The sequence below is a fragment of the Allochromatium warmingii genome (genome assembly GCF_900107145.1).
GTDB lineage: Bacteria > Pseudomonadota > Gammaproteobacteria > Chromatiales > Chromatiaceae > Thermochromatium > Thermochromatium warmingii.
Genome location: NZ_FNOW01000001.1, coordinates 88,426 through 111,050, shown reverse-complemented (window position 1 = coordinate 111,050; position 22,625 = coordinate 88,426). Strand labels below are relative to the sequence as shown.

General features: G+C 57.0%; 27 protein-coding genes. 17 read left to right on the top strand and 10 right to left on the bottom strand.

What is annotated here, in order from left to right; genetic code table 11:
- Positions 1 to 36 precede the first annotated feature (36 nt).
- A complete protein-coding gene (locus tag BLW10_RS14505) occupies positions 37 to 234 on the top strand; it encodes a toxin-antitoxin system TumE family protein (RefSeq protein WP_091331449.1) in 198 nt (65 codons plus the stop codon).
- Here BLW10_RS14505 and BLW10_RS00535 read toward each other — a convergent pair.
- The 3 genes from BLW10_RS00535 to thrC are packed head-to-tail and all read right to left on the bottom strand — an operon-like array spanning position 193 to position 3,899.
- Positions 193 to 915 (bottom strand): DUF2499 domain-containing protein, encoded by a 723-nt coding sequence (locus BLW10_RS00535; protein ID WP_091331448.1) that lies wholly within the window; start codon positions 913 to 915, stop codon positions 193 to 195. The two genes, BLW10_RS14505 and BLW10_RS00535, sit on opposite strands and share 42 nt — an antisense overlap.
- A gap of 18 nt (positions 916 to 933) precedes the next feature.
- A complete protein-coding gene (locus BLW10_RS00530; protein WP_091331521.1) occupies positions 934 to 2,460 on the bottom strand; it encodes an alpha-isopropylmalate synthase regulatory domain-containing protein in 1,527 nt (508 codons plus the stop codon).
- A gap of 41 nt (positions 2,461 to 2,501) precedes the next feature.
- Positions 2,502 to 3,899, bottom strand: a complete 1,398-nt coding sequence (thrC, locus tag BLW10_RS00525; protein WP_091331446.1) for a threonine synthase — start codon at positions 3,897 to 3,899, stop codon at positions 2,502 to 2,504.
- 160 nt (positions 3,900 to 4,059) lie between these two features.
- Between thrC and BLW10_RS00520 the strand changes: the two genes are divergently transcribed.
- The 3 genes from BLW10_RS00520 to BLW10_RS00510 all read left to right on the top strand — a co-directional run bounded on the left by BLW10_RS00520 (position 4,060) and on the right by BLW10_RS00510 (position 6,465).
- A complete protein-coding gene (locus tag BLW10_RS00520; RefSeq protein WP_091331444.1) occupies positions 4,060 to 4,329 on the top strand; it encodes a sodium/substrate symporter small subunit in 270 nt (89 codons plus the stop codon).
- Positions 4,330 to 4,345: 16 nt separating this feature from the next.
- A complete protein-coding gene (locus BLW10_RS00515) occupies positions 4,346 to 6,139 on the top strand; it encodes a sodium:solute symporter family protein (protein WP_091331442.1) in 1,794 nt (597 codons plus the stop codon).
- A 128-nt stretch (positions 6,140 to 6,267) separates the two neighbouring features.
- Positions 6,268 to 6,465, top strand: coding sequence for a hypothetical protein (locus tag BLW10_RS00510; RefSeq protein WP_091331440.1), 198 nt, complete (start codon positions 6,268 to 6,270; stop codon positions 6,463 to 6,465).
- Between the two features lie 171 nt (positions 6,466 to 6,636).
- Here the strand turns inward: BLW10_RS00510 and ampD are convergent, their stop codons facing one another.
- Positions 6,637 to 7,224: a 1,6-anhydro-N-acetylmuramyl-L-alanine amidase AmpD gene (ampD, locus tag BLW10_RS00505; protein WP_091331439.1), complete on the bottom strand. Its 588-nt coding sequence runs from the start codon at positions 7,222 to 7,224 to the stop codon at positions 6,637 to 6,639.
- Positions 7,225 to 7,352: 128 nt separating this feature from the next.
- Here ampD and nadC point away from each other — a divergent pair, with 128 nt between their 5' ends.
- From nadC to ftsX, 13 genes are all read left to right on the top strand, one after another.
- Positions 7,353 to 8,216, top strand: coding sequence for a carboxylating nicotinate-nucleotide diphosphorylase (gene nadC, locus BLW10_RS00500; protein WP_091331519.1), 864 nt, complete (start codon positions 7,353 to 7,355; stop codon positions 8,214 to 8,216).
- A 138-nt stretch (positions 8,217 to 8,354) separates the two neighbouring features.
- Complete coding sequence (gene kdsC / locus BLW10_RS00495; protein ID WP_091331437.1) at positions 8,355 to 8,876, top strand: 3-deoxy-manno-octulosonate-8-phosphatase KdsC; 522 nt, start codon at positions 8,355 to 8,357, stop codon at positions 8,874 to 8,876.
- Positions 8,816 to 9,490, top strand: coding sequence for an LPS export ABC transporter periplasmic protein LptC (gene lptC, locus BLW10_RS00490; RefSeq protein WP_245709035.1), 675 nt, complete (start codon positions 8,816 to 8,818; stop codon positions 9,488 to 9,490). Before kdsC ends, lptC begins: the two co-directional genes overlap by 61 nt.
- Positions 9,487 to 10,020: a lipopolysaccharide transport periplasmic protein LptA gene (gene lptA, locus BLW10_RS00485; protein ID WP_091331434.1), complete on the top strand. Its 534-nt coding sequence runs from the start codon at positions 9,487 to 9,489 to the stop codon at positions 10,018 to 10,020. Before lptC ends, lptA begins: the two co-directional genes overlap by 4 nt.
- Entirely contained in the window at positions 10,017 to 10,742 is a 726-nt protein-coding gene (gene lptB / locus BLW10_RS00480) for an LPS export ABC transporter ATP-binding protein (RefSeq protein WP_091331432.1), read from the top strand. The genes lptA and lptB overlap by 4 nt, the downstream gene beginning before the upstream one ends.
- 106 nt (positions 10,743 to 10,848) lie before the next feature.
- Positions 10,849 to 12,351 (top strand): RNA polymerase factor sigma-54, encoded by a 1,503-nt coding sequence (locus BLW10_RS00475; RefSeq protein ID WP_091331431.1) that lies wholly within the window; start codon positions 10,849 to 10,851, stop codon positions 12,349 to 12,351.
- A gap of 33 nt (positions 12,352 to 12,384) precedes the next feature.
- Entirely contained in the window at positions 12,385 to 12,705 is a 321-nt protein-coding gene (hpf, locus tag BLW10_RS00470) for a ribosome hibernation-promoting factor, HPF/YfiA family (RefSeq protein ID WP_091331517.1), read from the top strand.
- A gap of 138 nt (positions 12,706 to 12,843) precedes the next feature.
- On the top strand, positions 12,844 to 13,293 hold the full coding sequence (locus BLW10_RS00465) for a PTS sugar transporter subunit IIA (protein WP_091331429.1): 450 nt from the start codon (positions 12,844 to 12,846) through the stop codon (positions 13,291 to 13,293).
- Between the two features lie 18 nt (positions 13,294 to 13,311).
- Entirely contained in the window at positions 13,312 to 14,169 is an 858-nt protein-coding gene (rapZ, locus tag BLW10_RS00460) for an RNase adapter RapZ (protein ID WP_091331427.1), read from the top strand.
- Between the two features lie 40 nt (positions 14,170 to 14,209).
- Positions 14,210 to 14,479: an HPr family phosphocarrier protein gene (locus BLW10_RS00455; RefSeq protein ID WP_091331426.1), complete on the top strand. Its 270-nt coding sequence runs from the start codon at positions 14,210 to 14,212 to the stop codon at positions 14,477 to 14,479.
- Positions 14,480 to 14,581: 102 nt separating this feature from the next.
- Positions 14,582 to 15,697, top strand: coding sequence for a signal recognition particle-docking protein FtsY (gene ftsY, locus BLW10_RS00450; RefSeq protein WP_091331424.1), 1,116 nt, complete (start codon positions 14,582 to 14,584; stop codon positions 15,695 to 15,697).
- A gap of 132 nt (positions 15,698 to 15,829) precedes the next feature.
- Positions 15,830 to 16,498: a cell division ATP-binding protein FtsE gene (ftsE, locus tag BLW10_RS00445; protein ID WP_091331516.1), complete on the top strand. Its 669-nt coding sequence runs from the start codon at positions 15,830 to 15,832 to the stop codon at positions 16,496 to 16,498.
- Between the two features lie 2 nt (positions 16,499 to 16,500).
- A complete protein-coding gene (ftsX, locus tag BLW10_RS00440; RefSeq protein ID WP_091331423.1) occupies positions 16,501 to 17,478 on the top strand; it encodes a permease-like cell division protein FtsX in 978 nt (325 codons plus the stop codon).
- On the opposite strand, the gene BLW10_RS00435 is transcribed toward ftsX, so the two are convergent.
- The 6 genes from BLW10_RS00435 to BLW10_RS13915 all read right to left on the bottom strand — a co-directional run bounded on the left by BLW10_RS00435 (position 17,455) and on the right by BLW10_RS13915 (position 22,416).
- Entirely contained in the window at positions 17,455 to 18,237 is a 783-nt protein-coding gene (locus tag BLW10_RS00435) for an endonuclease/exonuclease/phosphatase family protein (protein ID WP_091331421.1), read from the bottom strand. The genes ftsX and BLW10_RS00435 overlap by 24 nt on opposite strands.
- On the bottom strand, positions 18,225 to 18,527 hold the full coding sequence (locus BLW10_RS00430; RefSeq protein ID WP_091331419.1) for a DUF167 domain-containing protein: 303 nt from the start codon (positions 18,525 to 18,527) through the stop codon (positions 18,225 to 18,227). Before BLW10_RS00430 ends, BLW10_RS00435 begins: the two co-directional genes overlap by 13 nt.
- Positions 18,528 to 18,565: 38 nt before the next feature.
- Positions 18,566 to 19,141, bottom strand: a complete 576-nt coding sequence (locus BLW10_RS00425; RefSeq protein WP_091331417.1) for a YggT family protein — start codon at positions 19,139 to 19,141, stop codon at positions 18,566 to 18,568.
- On the bottom strand, positions 19,138 to 19,971 hold the full coding sequence (gene proC, locus BLW10_RS00420) for a pyrroline-5-carboxylate reductase (protein ID WP_091331415.1): 834 nt from the start codon (positions 19,969 to 19,971) through the stop codon (positions 19,138 to 19,140). Before proC ends, BLW10_RS00425 begins: the two co-directional genes overlap by 4 nt.
- A 67-nt stretch (positions 19,972 to 20,038) precedes the next feature.
- Entirely contained in the window at positions 20,039 to 20,737 is a 699-nt protein-coding gene (locus BLW10_RS00415) for a YggS family pyridoxal phosphate-dependent enzyme (RefSeq protein WP_091331514.1), read from the bottom strand.
- Between the two features lie 35 nt (positions 20,738 to 20,772).
- Positions 20,773 to 22,416: a methyl-accepting chemotaxis protein gene (locus BLW10_RS13915; protein ID WP_091331413.1), complete on the bottom strand. Its 1,644-nt coding sequence runs from the start codon at positions 22,414 to 22,416 to the stop codon at positions 20,773 to 20,775.
- Positions 22,417 to 22,625: the final 209 nt, after the last annotated feature.

Genomic DNA, 22,625 nt, shown 5'->3' with positions numbered 1-22,625 from the left:
CCGCCCCATATCCGGCAAATCGTTCTTAACGGCTGTATGTTGAAATATGCGTATCAATGGCAAACATCAGACCAACAGCTTATTATGCGCTGGGATAACGCCGAACATTGGCCGGATATTGCGACCTTCCCCCACCATAAGCATGTCGCCAAAAACGGTGCAGTGACTGTTTTTCCCTCCAAAGGCACTGAATTAACCTGGGTTCTGGAAGAGATTGCTGCAATCATTGCGTGATCGCACCAATTCATTACCCTGCGCCTGTTTTAGCCGACGATATCCCCCTATTGCGACGCAGAGATTCGCAATTGAAAGCAGACTTTCACTCAGCCCATGCAGCCAATCAGCGTGCGCTAAACTGGGCAAGCCTAATTCGACTGTTGCAAAGCGCGTTGTCACAATCGTGACTGCAACAAATACCAGTAAAAACCAAAAACCGCCCAAAGTCAGCGGTGAAAATAGCACTGGCTCGGCGCGATATACCCAGAGCAACATCAGCAAAAACAGCAGATAGGCGCTATTCGCTGCCTGTAATAGGGCGGCGCTGTGTGTGCCGAATAAAGGCCACTGCGCCCACCCAATTGCGATGAGCACCAGTGGCATACTCGCCCAAATCCACCGCCGCCACGCACGCAGCGCCGGTAATAGCGTCGCGGTTGCTGCCAGCAATAGCAGGCTCCCGATACAATTCGTCAGCCGCGATAATTCCAGCAAACTACGCATAGTATCGCCGCTGAAATGAAAGCCGAGAATGAGTAATCCTGACAGCAGGTGCGGCCCCATACAGAGCGCGAATATTTGCAGTTCAGCGCGTTGCAATACCTGCCCATAGCGCCAGAATATTCCCATCGCGATGGCCCATTCACTGACGGTCAATAAATGAATAATCCATGTCGGCCCAGAAAGCAGCGTATTCATTGCATTAACATACCGGTGTCAAGTTAATTCACCACTGCCCGATGTCGCCGCCCGATGCAATTGAATATTTAACATCCGCATGGTTGCACTGATTGCCGCAAATACCTGATTCGCATGAACACCACGCGTGCGTAACTCACCGCGTTCGGTTTGCCAAGTAATGCTGCATTCGGTGAGTGCATCCGTGCGCCCGCCTTTCGGAATACGGATTTCATAATCAACTAATGACGGCAGCGTCAGACCTTGACGTTTGAGAATCCGCCCAAGCGCATTAGTAAAGGCATCAAAACCGCCATTTCCGATTCCGCTGCCGGTGAAGATCTGCTCATCAAGCCGAATTTTAATGCCGACCATTGATTCGAGATCGAGAGTCGAGGTAATGGTACAGGCTAACAGTTCGGCGTGATGATAATCTTTGCTTTCCAGCACCTCGGCAATGATAAACGGCAAATCTTCAGTCGTAATGGTTTTTTTGGAATCACCCAATTCCACAATACGCTTTAAGACTTTGCGCTGATTATCTTCCGATAACTCAATATTGAGCCGTTCGAGATTTTTTGCCAGCGATGCCTTGCCCGCTAATTTGCCCAGCGCATATTTGCGCCGCCGTGCAAAGCGTTCCGGTGATAAGCGACTGTGATAGAGACTGCCTTTTTTATCACCGTCGGCATGAATTCCGGCGGTTTGCGTAAAGACATCCGCGCCAACAATCGGCGTGTTATCGGCGATGCGCTTGCCGGAAAAGGATTCGACTAATTCACTCACCCGCGCTAGATGCGTCTCATCAATACCGAGTTCATAGCCAAATTGATCGCGTAAATTCACCGCAACCTCGGCTAATGACGCATTACCCGCCCGTTCGCCGAGACAATTCACCGTGCAATGCACACCTGCCGCACCACCCTGTACAGCAGCTAAGACATTCGCTGTGGCTAATCCGTAATCATTATGCGGGTGGAAATCAAAACGTAGGGTTGGAAAGCGTCCAACCATATCGGACAACGCGGCAAAGACGCGATCTGGAGTCATCACGCCCAGCGTATCGGGGAGCATGATATGTCCAATTCCGACATCGCTTAATTGCGCAACCAGCCCATAGACATAATCGGGATGATCCCGATAGCCATTCGACCAATCTTCTAAATAAAGATTGACGCGCAAGCCCCGCGCCTGTGCGTGTTGAATGGTTGCGCGGACATCAGCAACATGCGCATCCAGTGTTTTACCTAATTGCCCGTGACAGTGTTTTTCACTGCCTTTAGCCAATAAATTAATCACTTGACCGCCCGCGCTGTGAATCCAATCAACGCTTGCGCCGCCATCGACAAACCCCAAGACCTCGACCCGTTCGGCTAATCCACGTTCAGCGGCCCAGTTAATAATCTGCGCCACTGCTCGCGCTTCGCCGCTCGATACCCGCGCCGAGGCGACCTCGATGCGGTCAACCCGCACCTGTTCGAGTAACACTTTGGCGATGTTGAGTTTTTCGTCTGGCGAAAATGACACACCCTGCGTTTGCTCGCCGTCGCGGAGTGTCGTGTCCATGATGAGAACGCGCCGCGACGTTTCGTGTGTAGCGACGGCGTTCATGCGCTGGCTACGCCCGACAATGTTGCCTCGATGTGTGCTTTAACAGCCGCTGCGGTTGCGTCCAGTTCGCTGCAACGAGCGGCTTGATCTAACAGTCCCTGCAAAGCGAGCGGCGGCGGCGCTTCGCGGCCAATCGCTTCGGCCACCGCTTCGCCGAACTTCGCTGGATGCGCCGTCGCCAAACACACCGCGTCTGGCCAGTCCTGCGCTGCTCGCACACCAACAGCAGTATGTGGACAAAGAATATAGCCGCTGGCCTGTTCGGTGGCGCGAATCTGATCGAGCGTTTCGGCATCATTCACCGCGACGGCCGCAAAATCGGCCTGCGCTTGTTGATGCAGCGCGTCGGAAACGCTGAGTTGACCGGTGCGCTGGAGATCATCTAAGCGGGCACGAACCTGCGCGGTATCGCCGTTATATAAATAATAGAGATAGCGTTCAAAATTCGAGGCAAGCTGAATATCCATCGCTGGACTGAGTGTTTGATGTACCTGCTGCTCGACGGCATACACGCCGGTTTGAATAAAGCGCGTTAAAATCGCATTGCGATTAGTGGCAATAATCAGCCGTTCAATTGGCAGGCCCATGCGTTTAGCGATATAACCGGCAAAGACATCACCAAAATTGCCGGTCGGTACCGAGAAGCTGATGCGCTGGTTGATCTCGCCACCCGTGAGCCGCCCCCAAGCATAAAAATAATAGACCGTCTGCGCTAAAATCCGCGCCCAGTTAATTGAATTAACCGCGCCGAGTTGATAGGCAGATTTAAACGGCAGATCATTAAACAGGGTTTTAACGATGCTTTGCGCATCATCAAAGGTACCGCGCACCGCGATATTATGCACATTGGCATCAAGAACGGTGGTCATTTGCCGTTCTTGAATCGGTGAGACCCGCCCTTTGGGATGCAGAATAAAAATCTGAATCCGCGCTTTACCGCGCACGCCATAAATCGCCGCCGAGCCGGTATCACCTGATGTCGCCCCGACGATATTTAATTGCCCGCCTTCGCGTTCGAGTAGATATTCAAAAACATTGCCGAGCCATTGCAACGCAATATCTTTAAAAGCGGCGGTTGGGCCGTGAAATAATTCGAGAATGCGCGTTGTGCCCGCCGTGACCAGCGGCGTGACTTCGGGATGGGTAAAGGTCGAATAGGAACGGTCGATGAGTGCTTTTAAATCGGCGCGTGGAATATCATCGCCAATAAATAACGTCGTGATTTCCAGCGCCAATTCTGGAAAACTCAAGCCGGCCCACATGCGCAGGCGCTCGGCATCGACGGTTGGAATAGCGGTCGGTACCAGCAGACCGCCATCGGTCGCCAGGCCCATCATTACCGCTTGTGCAAAACCAATTGGCGCGATTCCGCCTCGGGTACTGATATAGTGCATGAATACTGTCTCAAATTCGGGATGAACAACGCGATGCTTTGGATGTGTGCGGCGAGCGGGGTCAGATTGACAGCCTGCCAGACGCACCCAGACAATGCGGCGCGGCTACCACCGCTGGCCGCATCCAGACGACGCATCATAACCAAACGCGGGGATAACTATGACGCCAGAAAAACGTGCTGACTATTGGCGAGCGCATCTAAATCTACTCACGCTGCTGTTATTCATCGGCTTTGGGGCGTCATACGGGTGCGGCATTTTGCTGGTCGAACCGCTCAACGCGCTGGAATTTGGTGGCTATCGGCTCGGATTTTGGTTCGCACAACAGGGGTCACTTTTTGTTTTCGTGGTATTGGTGTTCGTCTACGCGGTACTGATGCAGCGCCTCGATCGCGTGTACCACGCCACCGACGCTGACGACGCTGCCTGAGCTGAGGTTAAACACCATGACACCGCAGGCGCTCTGGACGTATGGCATCGTTGGCGCGACCTTCGCGCTCTATATTGGTCTGGGATTCTGGGCGCGGGCTGGCTCGATCCGCGAATTTTACGTCGCCGACGGCAGTTTGCATCCGCTGGCTAACGGCATGGCGACCGCCGCGTCATTTTTATCTGCCGCGTCGTTTTTATCGCTCGCCGGTCTGCTGGCATTAAACGGCTATGGCGGCTCGGTGTTGCTGATGGGCTGGACGGGCGGTTACGTGCTGTTGGCGCTGTTGCTTGCGCCCTATCTGCGTCAATTCGGAGCTGTCACCGTGCCCGGATTCATTGGCAAGCGGTACGCGGCGCGTTCGGTGCGTGTAGTCGCGGTGCTCTGTTTGCTGTTGATTTCGCTGACGTATTTAATCGGTCAGATGACCGGCATCGGCGTCGCATTTGCTGGCTTTTTCGGCCTATCTTATGAATTAAGCGTCATGATTGGCGTCGGTTTAGTAGCGATATATGCGCTGTTTGGCGGCATGAAAGGCATTACTTACACGCAGATTGCGCAATATGTCGTGTTGATTTTTGCCTATACCGTTGCGGCGATTTTTATGGCGCTGCAACTCACCGGCCAGCCAATTCCGCAATTAGCACTCGCCAGCCCGTTATTAAATGATCCCAACGGCTTATCCTTACTGTATCAACTCGATCAAGTAGTGACGCATCTCGGCTTTCAACACTATAGCACGCACACCTTAGGCAGCACCTTTAATATGTTCGTGTATACCTTATCGCTGATGATTGGCACTGCGGGTCTACCACATATTCTTATGCGTTTTTTTACCGTACCAACTGTTGCAGCGGTACGCTATTCAATCGGCTGGACACTGGTATGTCTGGTTCTGCTCTATGCAACCGCACCGGCAATGGGAGCTATGGCGCGTTGGGCGTTACTGAATAGCATTCACACTGGCCCAATTGCCGAAGAGCACAGTTATTTGCTCTATGCTGAACGCCCAGAGTGGTTTAAGCATTGGGAAGCAACCGGCCTGCTGACCTTTACCGATCATAATGGTGATGGTCGGATTCAATATTATGACGACCGCAATCCCGAATTTGCCGTGAAAGCGCAAGAATTCGGCTGGGAAGGTAATGAACTCGTGCTCAATGCCGATGTTTTGATATTAGCGATGCCAGAAATCGCTGATTTACCAGATTGGGTGCTGGCGCTGATGATTGCCGGTGCACTGGCGGCAGCTTTAGCGACCACCGCTGGATTATTATTAGCGATTGCCGCAGCATTGGCCCATGATTTAATGAAAGGTGTTTTCGCGCCGAATAGCTCAGAAAAAATGGAGCTATTAGCTGGTCGCTTGGCGATGCTTGGTGCAGTTTTATTCGCTGGCTATTTGAGTTTACATCCGCCTGGAGTGGCGGCTGAAACAGTTGCATTCGCTTTGAGTTTAGCGGCAGCAACGCTATTTCCAGCATTGTTATTGGGGATTTTTTCAACGCGCTTCAATCAATACGGCGCAATCGCCGGAATGCTAACCGGCCTGATGCTGACACTGGGTTATATATTTCAGCATAAAGGGCTATTCTGGATTCCGAATACCACTTTTCTCATCCCTGAAATCGGCATGGGGCCGAATTGGTTATTCGGTTTGATGCCGGAAGCCTTCGGCGCAATTGGCGCGTTAGCAAATATTGCAGTCGCATGGTTGGTGTCGAATTTCACGACACCGCCGCCACAACAAATTCAGCATTGGATTACAACGCGACGCGCCAGCGCGTATTGTGATGTGGGTGAGAAGTGAAGAATGGGGTGAGCGGGAATGACCTGCTTTCAGCCGCCAGCTTCTAGCAGTAGGTGGCTGTGTGTATACTGTGCGCAATAGGATCTGCGTGATTGTATTCGTGTTTTATTCTATCGAGGTATCTACCGATGGCTGATGGTTCTTCTGTAGCGGCTTTAGAATTGCTGCTTGTTGGCGGTGTCGTGGGTTGGCTGTTTTATAGCCAAGCAACCAATGCCCGACGTAATATCCATGACCGTAAAACCGACGCGGCGCAATCATCTGATACGCCGCCGGATCGTGCGGATCGCGCTCAATCTGATACAGCCGATGCCCCTCGCGCCTAGCTGCTGATTGCAGTTCAGCATGTTTATTTAATAGTCACGCTGGAACTGGAAGTCAGTTAAAAGCCACCGCCCGCTGATAATCGGACGGTGGCTTTTTTGTGTTGCAGGGCTATTCAGTTTAGTTAAGCGCAAGCCGAAAGATGAGCATTTATAATTTGCGGGAACTTGACATCAGCTAATCTCACGCCGATAACGCTCCCAATCAAACGCCGGGCCGGGATCGGTTTTGCGACCTGGGGCAATATCGGCATGACCGACAATCCGCGCTGCGCTGATTTGCGGATAACGGCGCTGAAGTTGACGGGTACAGATGACAAGTTGCTGATATTGCGCCTCGGTAAATAGGCTATCGTCCGTGCCTTCTAATTCAATTCCAATCGAATAATCATTGCAGCGTTCGCGCCCCTGAAAGCTGGAGACACCCGCGTGCCAAGCGCGACGTTCACAGGGCACATATTGCAGCACCTGCCCATCACGCCGAATCAACAGATGTGCCGACACGCGCACGCCAGCAATCGGCGCAAAATATGGATGCGCATTCGGATCGAGCTGATTTAAAAACAAATCATCAATCCACGCGCCTCCAAATTCCCCCGGCGGCAAGCTGATGTTATGAATCACCAGCAGATCAATCAGGGTATTCGGTGGGCGGGCGTCTTGATTCGGTGACGGACGGCGCACAGCAGCGGCGAGCCAACCAGCCGCATCGAGATCGGAAACAGTCGGCGCATGGTCAGCGCGGTCGAGTATTGCGGTCATGGGAGCGAACGATAACGGGAAAAAATTGGAAGCGCAGTGGTGCAGTATTGAGCCAAACACAAGCAAGCTGTCCTATGCTATTCGACTTCGATCCTATCCGTCATGTCCGTCAGCGTCGGTATTTGCTTATGCCTCATTTATCCGTTACTGCGTCCCAAAACGAACACCCCGATCCGACTTTGATCGAATTTCAAGCGCGGGCGGCGTTAGCCGAAGATGTCGGTGCAGGCGATTTGACCGCCTCGCTGCTACCGGCTGATCGACACGGACGCGCTGAACTGATCACCCGTGAAGCGGCGGTGCTCTGTGGTGCGCCCTGGTTTGAAGCCGTATTTCGTGTGCTCGCGCCCGAAATACAGATCGACTGGCTGGCGCACGATGGCGAGCCACTCACGCCCGGTCAGCGGCTGTGCGTACTCGATGGCTCAGCGCGGGCGCTACTGACCGGCGAGCGCACGGCGATGAATTATGTGCAAACGCTTTCTGGCACGGCGACGCTGGCACGACGTTACGCCGATGCCGTCGCCGATCTGCCGGTGCGCGTGCTCGACACCCGCAAAACCGTGCCGGGATTGCGTTGGCAGCAAAAATATGCCGTGCGCTGCGGCGGCTGCCAGAATCATCGCTTCGGCCTGTTTGATGTCATTTTGATTAAAGAAAATCACATTCTCGCCGCCGGATCGATTCCTGCTGCGCTGGAAGCTGCCCGCATGCTGCATCCGTGCGTTCCGGTTGAAATCGAAGTTGAATCCTTAGATGAACTGGAATTGGCGCTGGATGCCGGAGCGCCGGTGGTGCTGTTGGATAACTTCGCGCTGGATGCCTTGCGCCAAGCAGTCGCCATCACCGCCGGTCGCGCCCAGCTTGAAGCTTCAGGCGGGATTAGCTTGGAGACGATTCGCGCCGTAGCTGAAACCGGTGTGGATCGGATTTCAGTCGGCGCGTTGACGAAAGATGTGCGAGCGGTGGATTTGTCGATGCGGTTGGTTTAGCGGTGAGCGTTCAGCTACCAGCTTCCAGCCATGCTGGTGGCCGATAGCTGGAAGCTTTCGCCAATCTATTGACCACCCGCCGCGAAACGGCTACAAGAGCACGCATTGCCCACCCTAGACGCGCCTTGCCTGTACACCATGACCGAGCTTCACGACCGCGCCTCACGTATCCGACTGGTGATCTTTGATGTCGATGGTGTCCTGACCGACGGCAGCCTGTTTTTGGGCGATGATGGTCAGGAATACAAAGCCTTCAACTCCCGCGATGGTCACGGCATGGTGCTGCTGCAAGAGAGCGGCATTCATGTAGCCGTGATTACCGGACGCATCTCCAATGTCGTCAAACTGCGGATGGACAGTCTGGGCGTGACTGAGGTGTTTCAGGGCTACCGTCATAAACTGCCCGCCTATGAACAGCTCAAGCAGCGCCATACCCTCCAAGATGAACAGATCGCCTATGTTGGCGATGATGTGATTGATCTGCCGGTGATGCGGCGCGTTGGCTTGGCGATTGCGGTTGCCGATGCCGACCCCCGCGTGCGCGAGCTGGCGCACTGGTGTACGACTGCTGCGGGCGGACGTGGCGCAGCGCGTGAGGTGTGCGAACTGATCCTCGACGCGCACGGGCATCTGGCTTCATTGCTGGCATCCTATTCGTGATGTGGCAGCGGATGGCGCTGCTCGGCGATGCGCGGGCGTGGCGGCTGGGGATGGGCTTGACCGTGCTAGGAATAGGCGCGTGGTGGCTGTGGCGAGCGTTGCCGCCGGATGCCGAGCGTGCGCCACGTCTGCGCCAGCCGGATTCCATCGTCTGGGGACTATCGGCGCTAGAAACGGATGCCAACGGTCAGCCGAGCCGTCATCTGCACACGCCACAGTTACGCCATTATCTCGATGAACACCGCTCCGAACTCGATACGCCGCGTTTAGAACTCTATCGCGCCGAGGGTGCGCCCTGGCTGGCAGAAGCACAACTGGGCGTTGTTAAAGATGACGGCAAACAGATTCGCTTAAGTGGCGCGGTGCAATTCAATCGTGCGGCAACGGCCGTCAATCGCGCCGTGCATCTGGAAACTGAACGCCTCGATCTCTGGCCCGAAACCGGTCTCGCCGAAACCGATCAACCCGTTCGCCTTGAGAGCGACGGCGATTCCATGACCGCCAACGGCCTAAAACTGTGGTATCTGGATGACGCCTCGCGCACCAATTTACACGGCCGTGTCCGGCTGCGTTTTATGCCTGAATCTGCTCCACCTGCTGCCTCTGCACCATGATTCAACGTCCGTTTCGCACCCGATTTCACCTGTTATGGTTGCTGTTGAGCGTGGCGCTGAGTGTTCCGGCGTGGGCGCTCAAAGACGACGCGCAACAGCCGATTTATATCGAAGCCGATGAAGTCGAGGTCAACGAGGCGCAGAGCACCAGTGTCTATGTCGGGCATGTTCAGGTCGAGCAGGGCAGTATGCGCCTGCTGGCCGATCATGTGACCGTGTATCATCACGCCGACCGCCAACCGCGCCTGATGATCGCGCTCGGCCAGCCGGTCAAGTATCGGCAACAGCTCGACGACAATCAGGGTGAAGTGCAAGCCTTCGCCAAGCGCATGGAATACGACACGGCGACGGAAGAACTGGTGTTAATCGGCGCGGGGCGCTTGCTTCAGGGCACCGATCAACTCACCGGCGAGCGCATTCTCTATAACCGAGCGCAGGCGCGGTTTCGGGCTGGTGGCGCGGGACGGGTGAAAATCACCATCACCCCCGAAACGCCCAAGACAGCGGAACAGCCGGTGCAAAAACGATGAGCGGACTCCGCGCCGAACACCTCAAAAAGCACTACGGCAGCCGTCAGGTGCTGCACGATGTCAGCGTTACGGTTGCACCGGGGGAAGTCGTCGGCTTGCTTGGCCCGAATGGCGCGGGCAAAACCACCTGTTTTTATCTCATCGTCGGGCTGATTCAAGCCGATCAGGGGCGCATTCTGCTCGATGACCGCGATCTGACGCGCCAGCCGATGCACGTTCGCGCCCGCGCCGGCTTGAGCTATCTGGCACAGGAGCCGTCGATCTTTCGCAAACTGACTGCCCGTGACAACATCTTGGCGATTTTGGAAACCCGCCGTCAGCTCACGCGGCGCGAACGCGAGGCCCGCTGCGAACAGTTGCTGGCCGATCTGGGCATCAGCCATATCGCCGAATCGCTGGCGCTCAGTCTCTCCGGCGGCGAGCGGCGGCGGCTAGAAATCGCTCGGGCGCTCGCCGTCGAACCCACAGTGATGCTGCTCGATGAACCCTTTGCTGGCGTCGATCCGATTGCCGTCGGCGACATCAAATCCATCGTCACCCATCTGCGGGATCGCGCCATTGGCGTGCTGATTACCGATCATAATGTGCGCGAAACGCTCGCCATCTGTGACCGAGGCTATATCATCGGCAGCGGCACCGTGATTGCCGCTGGCGAGCCGCGTGCGCTCTTAGCTAATCAACGGGTGCGGGATGTCTATCTCGGTGCGGATTTTTCCATGTAGACTAGACTGACACTAAGACGACTGTGACCCCGTGAACGCGGCCACATCCCCCCCGATTCCTAAAAAAACAGACCCTGAGCATTTCACACACAACAGCACACGATCCATGAAGCCATCTATCCAGCTTCGGCTCAGTCAGCAACTCACCATGACGCCCCAGTTGCAGCAGGCAATCAAGCTGCTGCAACTCTCGACGTTAGAGCTGCAACAAGAGATTCAAGAAGCACTCGACAGCAATCTGATGCTGGAGGAAGGCGAGGAATCCGAGCAGCACGACGCGACCAGCGAACTAGAAGAGAGCGGACGCCTGCCGCGACTCGATGAGGATACGTTTACGCAGAGCCAGCCGTCGGAATCAGACGCATCGTTTGAGCGCGAAGTCCAGGCCGAATCGAGCAACATGCCCGACGAGTTGCCGGTTGATACGAACTGGGGCGATGTATTCGACGGCTATCTGCCGCCCAGTGGCGCGGGCGCGGCGAGTGACGATGCCGACTATGATCCGCTGCTGCATCGCTCGCGCCCGCAGACACTCAGCGATTATCTGCTGTGGCAATTGAACCTCAGCCGCCTGAACGAACGCGATTTTATGATCGCGGAAACCATCGTCGATGCCATTGATGCCGATGGCTATTTGCGTGCCGATGTCGCCGAACTGGTGGCGACGATTGACGATCCCGAAATTGGCCCCGACGAGGTCGAGACGCTGATTCATCGCGTACAGGCGCTGGATCCGGCGGGTGTCGGTGCCCGCGATCCGCGTGAATGCCTGTTGCTGCAACTGCGTCAATTGCCGCCCGAAACGCCGTGGCGGACGCTGGCGCTGGCCATTTGCGACAGCGGTTTTGAGCATCTGCCACGCGGCGATCTCACCGCCTTAGCGCGGCTGCTCAAAGCGGATGAACCGGCACTAGCGCAGGCGCTCGATCTCATCCGCCGCTTGCATCCCAAGCCCGGACGCTTGATTGCCGAGACCGCTTCGGAGTACGTTGTCCCCGACATCTTTGTGCGCAAACAAGACGGGCGCTGGCAGGTGGAACTCAATCCCGAGATCACGCCCAAACTGCGCGTCAATGCCGACTATGCGCGGCTGGTACGCCGCGCCGACCACAGCGCCGACGGTCTGACGCTCAAAAGTCATCTCCAAGAAGCGCGTTGGTTTATCAAAAGCTTGGCCAGCCGCAACGAGACCGTGCTGCGCGTGGGAGCCAAAATCGTCGAAATGCAGCAGGATTTTCTCGAACATGGCGAAGAGGGAATGCGCCCGCTGGTGCTGCGCGACATCGCCGAGGCGCTGGAGCTACATGAGTCCACCATCTCACGGGTCACCACGCACAAATACATGCACACCCCACGCGGCACCTTTGAGCTGAAATATTTTTTCTCTTCTCACGTCAACACCACTTCTGGCGGCGAATGCTCGTCAACAGCGATCCGCGCCCTGATTCGCAAGCTGATCGCGGGTGAATCACCGCGTAAGCCTCTGAGCGATAACAAGATCGCCGAAGAACTGGCGAATCAGGGTATCGATGTCGCTCGGCGAACAGTCGCCAAATACCGCGAGGCGTTGGGTATCCCCGCCTCCAGTGAGCGCAAACGCCTGGCTTAACAGGCCGTTTGAACCTTAGTAAGGAGTTCAATGATGCAAATCAATCTGACGGGTCATCACATCGACGTGACCGAAGCGCTGAAATCCTACGTGGACAGCAAATTCGAGCGTCTTGCACGCCATTTCGACCACGTCATCAATGCCCATGTCGTCTTAAGCGTCGAGAAACTCGACCAAAAGGCCGAAGCGACGCTGCATGTCAACGGCGGCACGGTGTTTGCCGATGCCGTGCATGAAGATATGTATGCCGCCATCGACGGCCTGATCGACAAGCTCGACCGTCAGGTCATCCGGCATAAGGAGAAAAAGCACAGCCATCGCGGCGCTGCCGTCAAGGTTGCTGAAGCCGAGTAAGGCATTCAGGCCACGCGGCCACCGTGCGCGCGCGATAGGAGGCGCTGTCGTCGTTCTGCGGCGACAGCGCCGGTTGTTATCAGCGGCTGCCGAAGTGTGTTGCGGGAGCCGCCCTCTCACTTTGCCGGAGTTGGCACCATGTTAGGCCCGGATCTCATCAACGTCGTGCGCGTCGGCTGTGGGCTGGAGCTGGCCAGCAAAAAGCGCCTGATTGAAACACTCGCCGGGCTGTTGGCGCGTGACCATCCACGTTTGCAAGCTGAAACCGTGTTTGAACATCTGCTCGAACGCGAGCGGTTGGGGAGCACCGGCTTAGGGCATGGTGTGGCGCTGCCGCATTCGCGCATGAAGGATGTCACCACGGCGATTGGGGCCTTTGTGCAAACCGTGCAGGGCGTTGACTATGATGCCAGCGATGGTGAAGCGGTCGATCTGGCCTTTGCGCTGCTCGTCCCCGAGGAGGCGAACGACGAACATCTGCGGCTGCTCGCTCATCTCGCCAGCTTATTCAACGATCCGAGTCGGCGCGTGCGGCTGCGCGAAGCCACTTCAGCCGATGAGATTTTGCAGATTCTCACCGCGCACTGACCGCGAGGCGAGCACAGTATGCAACTGATTCTTCTGAGCGGATTATCCGGCTCCGGCAAAAGCATCGCCCTCCACACGCTGGAGGATATGGGCTTTTATTGTATTGATAATCTGCCGTTTTTTCTGCTGCAAGAACTGGTGCTCGGGCTGCGCGAAACGCTCGATGTTGCCTTTAGCAAAACCGCCGTGGGCATCGACGCACGCGGCAATCTCGAAGCCCTGCCACAACTGCCGCCGCTGGTGCAAACCGCTCGCGAGCGCGGGATCGATTGTCGCGTGCTGTTTTTAGAAACCCAGTTCGAGACGTTAATTCAACGCTACAGCGAAACGCGCCGCCGTCATCCGTTGACCACTGCCGAGCGGTCATTGCGCGAAGCGATTCAGCTTGAACAGGATTTTCTCGCACCGGTGCGGCAACACGCTGATCTAGTGCTCGATACGACGCGCACCAATGTTCACGAATTGCGCGATCAGGTGCGCCGCTGGCTGTTGGGCGGCGAAGCGCCGCGTCTTTCCATTTTGCTCAAGTCATTTGGTTTTAAGCATGGCGTGCCGCCGGATGCCGATTTTGTGTTCGATGTGCGCTGCCTGCCGAATCCACATTGGCAGAGTGAATTGCGTCTGCTCACCGGGCGTGATCCCGAAGTCGCCCGTTTTCTCGAAGCCAGCCCCGAAGCATTGCAACTGCGCAGCGATATTGTCGCGTTTTTTGAACGCTGGATTCCGCGTTTTGAGACCGATGGGCGCAGTTATCTGACCATCGCCATCGGCTGCACCGGTGGTCAGCATCGTTCGGTGTATATGACTGAAGCCCTCGGTCAGTATCTGGAAGCGCACGGCCATACGGTGATTATTCGGCACCGTGAACTGACCTAAACGATTTTCGCTCTAACCCTATTGAACAGGATTGTGCAGGATGCTGCGCCAAGAACTCGAAATCTGTAACAAGCTCGGTTTGCACGCCCGCGCCTCGGCCAAGCTGGTGCAATGCGCCAGCCAGTTTGCCAGTGAGATCACGATTGCCCGTAATGGGCAAAGCGTCAACGCTAAGAGCATTATGGGTATTATGATGCTGGCCGCTAGTCAGGGTACGACCATTGTGGTCGAGGCGACCGGCGCGGACGAAGAGGCAGCATTGGCGGCTATTGCGCAGTTAGTGCAGGAGCGGTTTGGTGAGGGGGAGTGATGTGATACGCGGACTAAGTCCGTTCTCGCCAATTGGGACGCAAGGTTCTGATAGTATCCGGCTGATCGCTTAACCAACCATCGACCTTGAAGTTCAAGTCTTATGTTCCGCTTCGGAAAAAAATCAGCGCCGTCCGAGTCAGTCGCCTCAGCACCCGCTCCAACCACACCCGAGAGCGATACGCCGCGTAAACCCTGGTTCGGCAAGCTATTCCGCTCTTCTAAGCCCGTGAGTGCTGATGCGCCAGCGCCGAGTATGGCCGCTGAAAGCGCGGAAAGCACGGAAGAAGACAATACGCCTAAGCGGAGTGCTTTAGTCCGCTTGCGCGAACGCCTGTCGAAATCGCGTACTCAGCTTGGCGGCGGGCTTGGCAGTCTGTTGCGCGGGCGACAGCGCATCGACGCTGATTTACTCGATGAACTCGAAACCGTGCTGATTACGGCAGATGTCGGCATCGAGACGAGCACCCGTCTGATGGCTGATCTTAGTGAGCGTGTGAAGCGCAAAATGTTGACCGATCCGGATGCGCTCTTTGCTGCGCTCAAGGATGAATTGCGCACGATTTTGCAGGCCGCCGATGGCACAGTGAAGCAGCCTGCGCTCGGTAAGCCGCAGGTGGTGTTGATGGTCGGCGTCAACGGTGCCGGCAAAACTACCACGATTGGCAAGCTCGCCAAGCGGCTGCAAGATGAGGGTAATAGCGTCATGCTTGCCGCTGGGGATACCTTCCGTGCGGCTGCCGTCGAGCAGCTCGAAACTTGGGGCGAGCGCAACGCCGTGCCGGTCATCGCTCAGCACACGGGCGCAGATTCAGCTTCGGTGATTTTTGATGCGCTGCAAGCGGCTACTGCGCGTGGCGTCGATGTGTTGATCGCGGATACTGCCGGGCGGTTGCACACAAAAAGCAATCTAATGGACGAACTGTCTAAGGTTGCCCGCGTGCTCAAAAAGCTCGATCCCGATGCGCCGCATGAGGTCATGTTGGTCGTCGATGCCACTACCGGTCAGAATGCGCTGCATCAGGCCGAGCATTTTCATCGCGCCGTCGGGCTGACCGGCATCACCCTCACCAAGCTCGACGGTACCGCGAAGGGCGGTATTCTCTTTGCCATTGCCGAACGGCTCGGCGTGCCGATTCGCTTTATCGGTGTCGGTGAGTCGATTGAGGACTTGCGCCCCTTTGATCCCGATGAATTTATCGAGGCGCTGCTCGGATAATCAAACAGCAGATCAGATTGACCGGATTGTCAAAACGCTTGTTTTACAAAGAAAAAATCCTGTCAATCTTGAAACATCCTGTTCATCCTGTCGCAACCAGCGCCAGTGATCCGCGATGAGGTTGCCGCGACCGTGATCCGCTTTCAAAACGTCTTTAAACGCTATCCTGAACGCGGTGAGGCGCTCTCGGCGATTGATTTTGAGATCCAAACCGGCGAGATGGTGTTTTTAACCGGCCATTCGGGAGCCGGTAAAAGCACGCTGTTGCGGCTCATCGGTCTGCTCGAACGTCCGTCACGCGGTCAGGTGCTCGTCGATGGGCGCAATCTCAGCACCCTGCCTCGGCGCGAGATTCCCTATCACCGTCGTCAAGTCGGCATGATTTTTCAGGATCATCGCCTGCTACCGGATCGCAGTGTGTTCGATAATGTCGCGCTGCCGTTGGTGGTCACGGGTGTGCATTCGCGTGAAATCGGCCGCCGCGTCCGCGCCGCGCTCGATCAAGTCGGCCTGCTCAAGCGCGAACGCGCCACGCCGATAGCCCTCTCCGGCGGTGAGCAACAGCGCGTCGGTATTGCGCGGGCGCTGGTCGGACGGCCGCCGGTGCTCTTGGCCGATGAGCCAACCGGCAATCTCGACCCTGATCTGTCCCGCGAAATCTTCGAGCTATTCGAGCGGTTCAAATATGTCGGCGTGACCCTATTGATCGCCACCCATGATTTTGGCCTCGTCAACACCATGCACCATCGCACCCTGACCCTCGACGAAGGGCGGCTCATCGGCGATACCGGAGGCTGGTAAGCATGGCTAAAAAACATCGCTCCGCTCCAGCCCCACGCCCACGCGGGCCGCGTCTGCTGCAACGCCCCGGAGTCTGGCTGAGTCTCCATCTGCAAACCGTGCTCGATACCCTCGGTCGGCTGCGTGCCTCGCCGCTGCCCTCGGCGATGACGGTCGCTGTGATCGGCATTTCGCTGGCGCTGCCCGCCGCGCTCTATATCTTGAGTGAAAATCTGCGCAGTATGGCCGGCAGTTGGGATCAAACCGCCGCGATCTCGCTCTTTCTCGAACTGCGCATCGACGACGCGCAGGCAACGACGCTGGCCCAACAGCTTGAAGCCTGGGAAGAAATCGACCGCATCCAGCTCATCACCCGCGATCAGGCGTTAGCCGAGTTTCGCGATCTGGGCGGCTTTGAAGATGCGCTCGATAAGATCACCAAAAATCCGCTCCCCAATGTGCTGGCCGTCTATCCGCATCCCGAACACGCCGACCCCGAGCGCCTGACGCTGCTGCAAGAGCGGCTGCTTGATTTGCCCGAGGCGGATTTTGCGCGGATGGATACGCTGTGGTTGCAACGCTTGCAGGCAATTCTTGATCTAGTGCAGGTGGTTGCGCTGCTGCTCGGCGGATTGTTAAGCATCGGTGTGTTGCTCACCGTCGGCAACACCATTCGCTTGGAAATTCTCAACCGCCGCATCGAAATCGAGATCATGGAATTAGTCGGCGCGACAGCGAATTTTATTCGGCGACCCTTTCTCTATACCGGCGCGTGGTACGGCTTGCTCGGGGGAATGACCGCTTGGCTCTTGGTGGCGCTGGCAACGCTGCTGCTACAAGGCCCAGTCTCGCGGCTGGCATCGCTCTATCACAGTGAATTTCGTCTAGCCGGCTTGGGCGTCGGCGATACCGGCTTAATGCTCAGTTCGGGGATTGTGCTGGGATTGGTCGGCAGTTGGCTGGCAGTCAGTCAGCATTTACGCGGTGCCCGACCCTTTTGATGGTGCCATGAGCTTAACCCCACTCGGCAACGCAATCCGCATACTGATCGGCAGATGATCCGACAGCGCATAATCGACCACGCGAGCGGCGAGCACTTCGATGGGGCGCGAGACAAGGATATGATCGAGATTATGCCGAGGCCGCCAACTCGGAAATGTCTTAAGTTCGCAATCCAGACCACGCATCCCGCAGCGCCGCACCATATTGCGCAGGGCTTTGGAATCACAGCCACAATTAAAATCCCCCATCAGCACCAGATAGGGATACTCCTGGGCTAACTGGCTGAGATAATCAAGTTGCTGCCGTCGCGCCCGCCAGCCAAGCGCCAGATGCACAATGCCAACCGCCAGCCGCTCGCCATCATCAAGCGCAAATTCCGCCACCACCACCCCGCGTCCGGGCAAGCCCGGCAATCGATGCTCGATAATCTGCGCCGGATGTGGCCGCGCCAGCAGCCCGTTACTGTGCTGTGCGAATGGGGCCAGATTGCGATTGATCTGACGATACCAATGCGGAAAAGCGCCCTGCGTGGCCAGATACTGCGTTTGATCGACATAAGAACTGCGCAAACTGCCAGCATCCACCTCTTGCAGCCCAACAATATCGAACTGGCGCAATAACTGCGCAATCCGCGCCAAATTCGCCAGTCGCTCGGGATGCGGCAGCAGATGTTTCCAGCTCTGCACTACATAATCGCTATATTGACGCGAAGCAATCCCGGCCTGAACGTTGTAGCTGAGAAGATTTAATGGCTGCATGGCGGCGTTCCGACCGGCAGCGGCAGGGTACGCGGGCGCTGGATGCGCAGGCGTTTGTAGCGAGCCTGTTCGCCGCTGAGGATTTCAACATGCGAGGCAGCAACCCCAAATGCCTCAGCGATAAACCGCCGCAGCGCCAGATTGCCCTTGCCCTCGACCGGCGGCGCTTTCAGCCGCACGCGGTAATACTCGCCGCTCGGATCGGGTTCGACGAACGCATCTTTGGGCGCACGCGGCTGCACCCGCACCCGCAGTTCCAGATTGTCGCCGTCCCAGCGATACCAACTCATTTGGCGCGTAACGTCTTATTAATTAGAGAGGGATCAGATCAAAACGGACTGGCAACCAGCCATTTGAGCGGCGGTAACAGCAGCATATTCAGCAGCACTAAGCCGATTATTACCACCAGTGGCGCGAGATCGATCCCGCCAATCGGTCGAATCACCCGCTGCGCCGGACGCATCACTGGTGCTGTCAGCCGATCCAGCAGTGCGGCGGCGGGATTGTAGGGATCGGGATTGATCCAGCTCAAAATAGCGCGGATCAGCACCGAAAACAGCAAAATATTGATAAACAGTTCAACCATGCTTGGAATCGCCCACAACGGCGCACCAAACAGCGAACGCTCCAGCCCAACAACCAGCGCCATCAGCCCCAGTTGCACAGTCGAGAGCAGCCAAATCAGTACCAGTGCCGCCAAATCCAGCCCGCCGTAGCCGGGGATAACGCGGCGCAGTGGACGCAAGACCGGTGTCGTAATCCGCACCACAAATTGTGAGAGTGGGTTATAAAAATCTGCCCGCACCCATTGCAGCAAAAAGCGAATCGCCACTACCGCGATATACAGCCCGAACAGGGTTTGAATCAAAAACACCAACGGATCAAGCAGATAGGAACCGCTCATGGCGCCTCCGCGAGCGTCTGCGATAGCTCAACTGCCCGATCCCGCGCCGCCCGAGTCGCCCGTGCAACCAGCGCCCGCAGATCGGCTTCAGCAAATACCGCCAGCGCCCGTTCTGTGGTACCGCCCGGCGAAGTCACCTGTTCGCGCAGCCGCGCTGGTGGATCGTCGCTTTCCATCGCCATCTTTGCCGCGCCCAGTGCCGTCTGAATCGTCAACAACCGCGCCGTCTCGCCATCCAACCCAAGTTCCAGCGCCGCCTGTTCCAATGCTTCCATAAATAGGAAGAAATAAGCCGGGCCGCTGCCCGAAATCGCCGTCACGGCGTCGATCTGCGCTTCATCCGTCACCCAGCGTACCAACCCGACTGCCCGCAGAATCGTCTCAGCACGATTACGGCCCTCGGCATCGACTTCAGGACTCGCGTGTAAGCCAATCGCGCCGGTTTGCACCATCGCTGGGGTATTCGGCATCGCCCGCACAATCGGCAGCGGCGCACCGAGCCAGCGTTGCAGCATCTGCTCACCGACACCCGCCATCACCGAGACAAGCAACGGGCGCTGATCGGCCAGCAGCGGCGCCAGTTCTGCGCACACGGATGCGGCCAGTTGCGGTTTGACGCAGAGCACCAGCGTGGCGGCGTCAGTCAGCCCCTCGGCATTGCTGGCCAGCGCCCGCACACCGAGACGGGCTTGCAACGCATGACGCCGCTCGGGGCTGGGATCGGACACCTGAATCGCCGATGCGGGATAGCCGTCGGCAATCAGACCGGCAATCAGACTGGTGGCCATATTGCCGCCACCGATGAAGCGAATGTTGGCTGCTGTAGTCATCTTTCTTCAAAACACCAAATGCCGTGTGACGGTGAGGCGCGATTGTACGGCAATTTTTGCGCCCTTATCAGTCAAGCGGACGTGCGCCAAACACTGCTGTTCCAATACGCACGCAGGTCGCGCCCTCCAAAATCGCCGCTTCCAGATCGTCGGACATCCCCATTGATAACACGTCGAGCGGACAGTCCGGGGTCGCCAAGCGGTCGCGCAGATCGCGCAGTGCCCGAAATGGGCGGCGCTGTTCGGCTTCATCTTCTGCTGGAGCTGGCAGCGTCATCAGGCCGCGCACGCGCAGGCCGGGCAGCATTCGGCATTCGGCCAGCAGTGCGCCGACCGCTTCGGGCATCACGCCGCCTTTGCGCGTCTCGCCGCTCAGATTGACCTGAAGACAGACATTCAACGGCGGACGCTTGGCCGGACGCTGTTCGCTCAAGCGGCGGGCGTGTGCGATATCAGCTAAACCGTGAATCCAATCAAAGTGCGCAGCAAGCTGGCGCGTTTTATTGGCCTGAATCCGCCCAATAAAATGCCAGTCAATCTCAGTGAGATCGGCAAGCTGTGCCTGTTTATCTAAGGCTTCCTGAACATAACTCTCGCCGAAAGCACGTTGCCCAGCGGCATAGGCAGCGCGGATCGCGTCTGCTGGCTGTTTTTTGCTCACCGCGATCAAGGTGACTGCGCCGTCTGGTCGGGCGGCGCGTTCGGTCGCAGCGCGGATGCGGGCTAGTATGTGCTGGTGTTGGTGGGGGATGTGGTGGGTGTTCACGCTGATTGTTAATCCTGTCTCAAAATGTCCAATGCTCACACACCCAACCGAAAATGACTCAACTGCTCTTGAAGCTCCCCGGCTTGGTCAGCAATCTCAACCGCGACATGGGCCGTCTGCTGGGCACCCTCGGCGGTAGAGCGCACGGTTGCGACAATCTGTTCTAACGTGCGATTAACCTCAGTCGTGGTTGCTGTTTGTTCTTCAGCCGCCGTTGCAATCTGCTCAACTTGCGTGCTCAGGGTGGCGATCCACTCCAAAATTGTCGCTAATGCGCTCACCGACGCCTTAGCCTCGGCCGTTCCGGCATCGACCTCGCCAACACTAGTGTGCATCGAGCCGACGAGTTGCTGAATCTCACTTTGCACGGCGGTGATGCGCTCGGCGATGTCCTGGGTGGCGCTGGTGGTGCGCACGGCGAGTGCGCGGACTTCATCGGCAACCACCGCAAACCCGCGTCCCTGCTCACCGGCACGTGCGGCCTCAATCGCCGCATTGAGCGCCAGCAGATTCGTTTGGCGGGCAATGGTCTCAATCGTACCGACAATCTGACCGATCTCCTGCGACCGTTGCCCAAGCTGACTCATCGCGCCAGCCATGTGCTTGACGCGCTCACCTAATTGACTCAGCGCCGCCATTGCCTCGCGGACAACTCCCGCGCCGGTATTAGCGGAGTGGCTGGCATGGCGCGTTCCCTCCGCCGCTGCCGCGCAATTGCGTGCGATCTCATCGGCTGTTAACTGCAAGGTACCGCTGGCGTTTTGCACCTGTTCGACTTGATGCGCAACCTGCGCTGCGCCCGAAGCCATCGCCCCCGAAGTCTGCGACAGCGTGCCCGATACACTGCCTAAGCGCGTGGTCGCCTGCTGCACTTCGCTGATAAGCGTGCGTAGCTGCTGCGCCATGTGATTGATGCCCGCCCCCAAACGGCCCAGTTCATCGTCAGCCGTCGGCTGAATCGCAATCCCGAGTTCACCAGCGGCGATCCGATCCACCTCACGCGCCAAAATCGCCACATTACGTTGCAGCGTGCGCGTCAACCACCACGACAGCACCAGCCCACCGCTAAACACCAGCACCGCCATCAGCAGACACGCCCAGAGCGTTTGCCGCAGTTGTTGGGCAATATCAGTAATCGCAATATCGGCGGCCAACACATAGTCAAAGCCCTGCGGTGAGCGCACCGGAATAAACACCGAGCGAAAGGTACCCCATTCGTCCGTATATTGATCGTATTGCGGCTGGCGCTCGGCAAAGGCAGCGATCAAGCCCGCGCTGGGATCGGCATAGGGTTCAAAGGGCGTGGTGAACTCACCCGCAGCAGCTTCTTCAGCCGTGTAACTCGACAGCGTGAAGCTATAAACGCCGTTTTGGTGCGCGACCGTGTAGAGATAAGCCATGCCCGCTTCAGTGGCGAGGGTCGAGAGCGCCGCTTGCACGGTCTGTAAGTGCTCCGGCGGTAATGTCGGTTGTGTCAGGAAGTGATCGTGCGCGGCATCAGCGACCAACCGCACCGCCAATGCGCCTGTGCGCAAATTGTGGTCGATGCCCTGCAGGATCGCCTGTTTTTGGCTGGTATAGGTGTACAGCGTAAAACTCAGTGTGGCCGCTAAGTTCATGGCTAACATGGCCAGCAGCAGTTTCAGCGACAGTCCTAAACGGTGAGGCAGTGTGTGCATGGTACGTCCTGTCAAAGCCAATCAAAGCAAATCAACCTATCAACGCGAATTGAATCAAAACCCAGCCAATCAATCGGCCAGTCACATTTGGCTATCAGTTTAAACCGGATGCCTAGCGGAGCGGGTACGCCGCCGCTGCCGAATCTCTAGCGCGTCTTTGTGCTCTCGTGGCAAAATGCCTCGTTCTAAACGCCGCGTCAGCGCCGCTG

What these genes read in the sequence shown, in the direction of transcription:
- BLW10_RS14505 (WP_091331449.1), top strand. Translation starts at nt 37, where the DNA reads ATGTTGAAATATGCGTATCAATGGCAAACATCAGACCAACAGCTTATT.
- BLW10_RS00535 (WP_091331448.1), bottom strand. Translation starts at nt 915, where the DNA reads ATGAATACGCTGCTTTCTGGGCCGACATGGATTATTCATTTATTGACC.
- BLW10_RS00530 (WP_091331521.1), bottom strand. Translation starts at nt 2,460, where the DNA reads ATGGACACGACACTCCGCGACGGCGAGCAAACGCAGGGTGTGTCATTT.
- thrC (WP_091331446.1), bottom strand. Translation starts at nt 3,899, where the DNA reads ATGCACTATATCAGTACCCGAGGCGGAATCGCGCCAATTGGTTTTGCA.
- BLW10_RS00520 (WP_091331444.1), top strand. Translation starts at nt 4,060, where the DNA reads ATGACGCCAGAAAAACGTGCTGACTATTGGCGAGCGCATCTAAATCTA.
- BLW10_RS00515 (WP_091331442.1), top strand. Translation starts at nt 4,346, where the DNA reads ATGACACCGCAGGCGCTCTGGACGTATGGCATCGTTGGCGCGACCTTC.
- BLW10_RS00510 (WP_091331440.1), top strand. Translation starts at nt 6,268, where the DNA reads ATGGCTGATGGTTCTTCTGTAGCGGCTTTAGAATTGCTGCTTGTTGGC.
- ampD (WP_091331439.1), bottom strand. Translation starts at nt 7,224, where the DNA reads ATGACCGCAATACTCGACCGCGCTGACCATGCGCCGACTGTTTCCGAT.
- nadC (WP_091331519.1), top strand. Translation starts at nt 7,353, where the DNA reads ATGCCTCATTTATCCGTTACTGCGTCCCAAAACGAACACCCCGATCCG.
- kdsC (WP_091331437.1), top strand. Translation starts at nt 8,355, where the DNA reads ATGACCGAGCTTCACGACCGCGCCTCACGTATCCGACTGGTGATCTTT.
- lptA (WP_091331434.1), top strand. Translation starts at nt 9,487, where the DNA reads ATGATTCAACGTCCGTTTCGCACCCGATTTCACCTGTTATGGTTGCTG.
- lptB (WP_091331432.1), top strand. Translation starts at nt 10,017, where the DNA reads ATGAGCGGACTCCGCGCCGAACACCTCAAAAAGCACTACGGCAGCCGT.
- BLW10_RS00475 (WP_091331431.1), top strand. Translation starts at nt 10,849, where the DNA reads ATGAAGCCATCTATCCAGCTTCGGCTCAGTCAGCAACTCACCATGACG.
- hpf (WP_091331517.1), top strand. Translation starts at nt 12,385, where the DNA reads ATGCAAATCAATCTGACGGGTCATCACATCGACGTGACCGAAGCGCTG.
- BLW10_RS00465 (WP_091331429.1), top strand. Translation starts at nt 12,844, where the DNA reads ATGTTAGGCCCGGATCTCATCAACGTCGTGCGCGTCGGCTGTGGGCTG.
- rapZ (WP_091331427.1), top strand. Translation starts at nt 13,312, where the DNA reads ATGCAACTGATTCTTCTGAGCGGATTATCCGGCTCCGGCAAAAGCATC.
- BLW10_RS00455 (WP_091331426.1), top strand. Translation starts at nt 14,210, where the DNA reads ATGCTGCGCCAAGAACTCGAAATCTGTAACAAGCTCGGTTTGCACGCC.
- ftsY (WP_091331424.1), top strand. Translation starts at nt 14,582, where the DNA reads ATGTTCCGCTTCGGAAAAAAATCAGCGCCGTCCGAGTCAGTCGCCTCA.
- ftsX (WP_091331423.1), top strand. Translation starts at nt 16,501, where the DNA reads ATGGCTAAAAAACATCGCTCCGCTCCAGCCCCACGCCCACGCGGGCCG.
- BLW10_RS00435 (WP_091331421.1), bottom strand. Translation starts at nt 18,237, where the DNA reads ATGCAGCCATTAAATCTTCTCAGCTACAACGTTCAGGCCGGGATTGCT.
- BLW10_RS00430 (WP_091331419.1), bottom strand. Translation starts at nt 18,527, where the DNA reads ATGAGTTGGTATCGCTGGGACGGCGACAATCTGGAACTGCGGGTGCGG.
- BLW10_RS00425 (WP_091331417.1), bottom strand. Translation starts at nt 19,141, where the DNA reads ATGAGCGGTTCCTATCTGCTTGATCCGTTGGTGTTTTTGATTCAAACC.
- proC (WP_091331415.1), bottom strand. Translation starts at nt 19,971, where the DNA reads ATGACTACAGCAGCCAACATTCGCTTCATCGGTGGCGGCAATATGGCC.
- BLW10_RS13915 (WP_091331413.1), bottom strand. Translation starts at nt 22,416, where the DNA reads ATGCACACACTGCCTCACCGTTTAGGACTGTCGCTGAAACTGCTGCTG.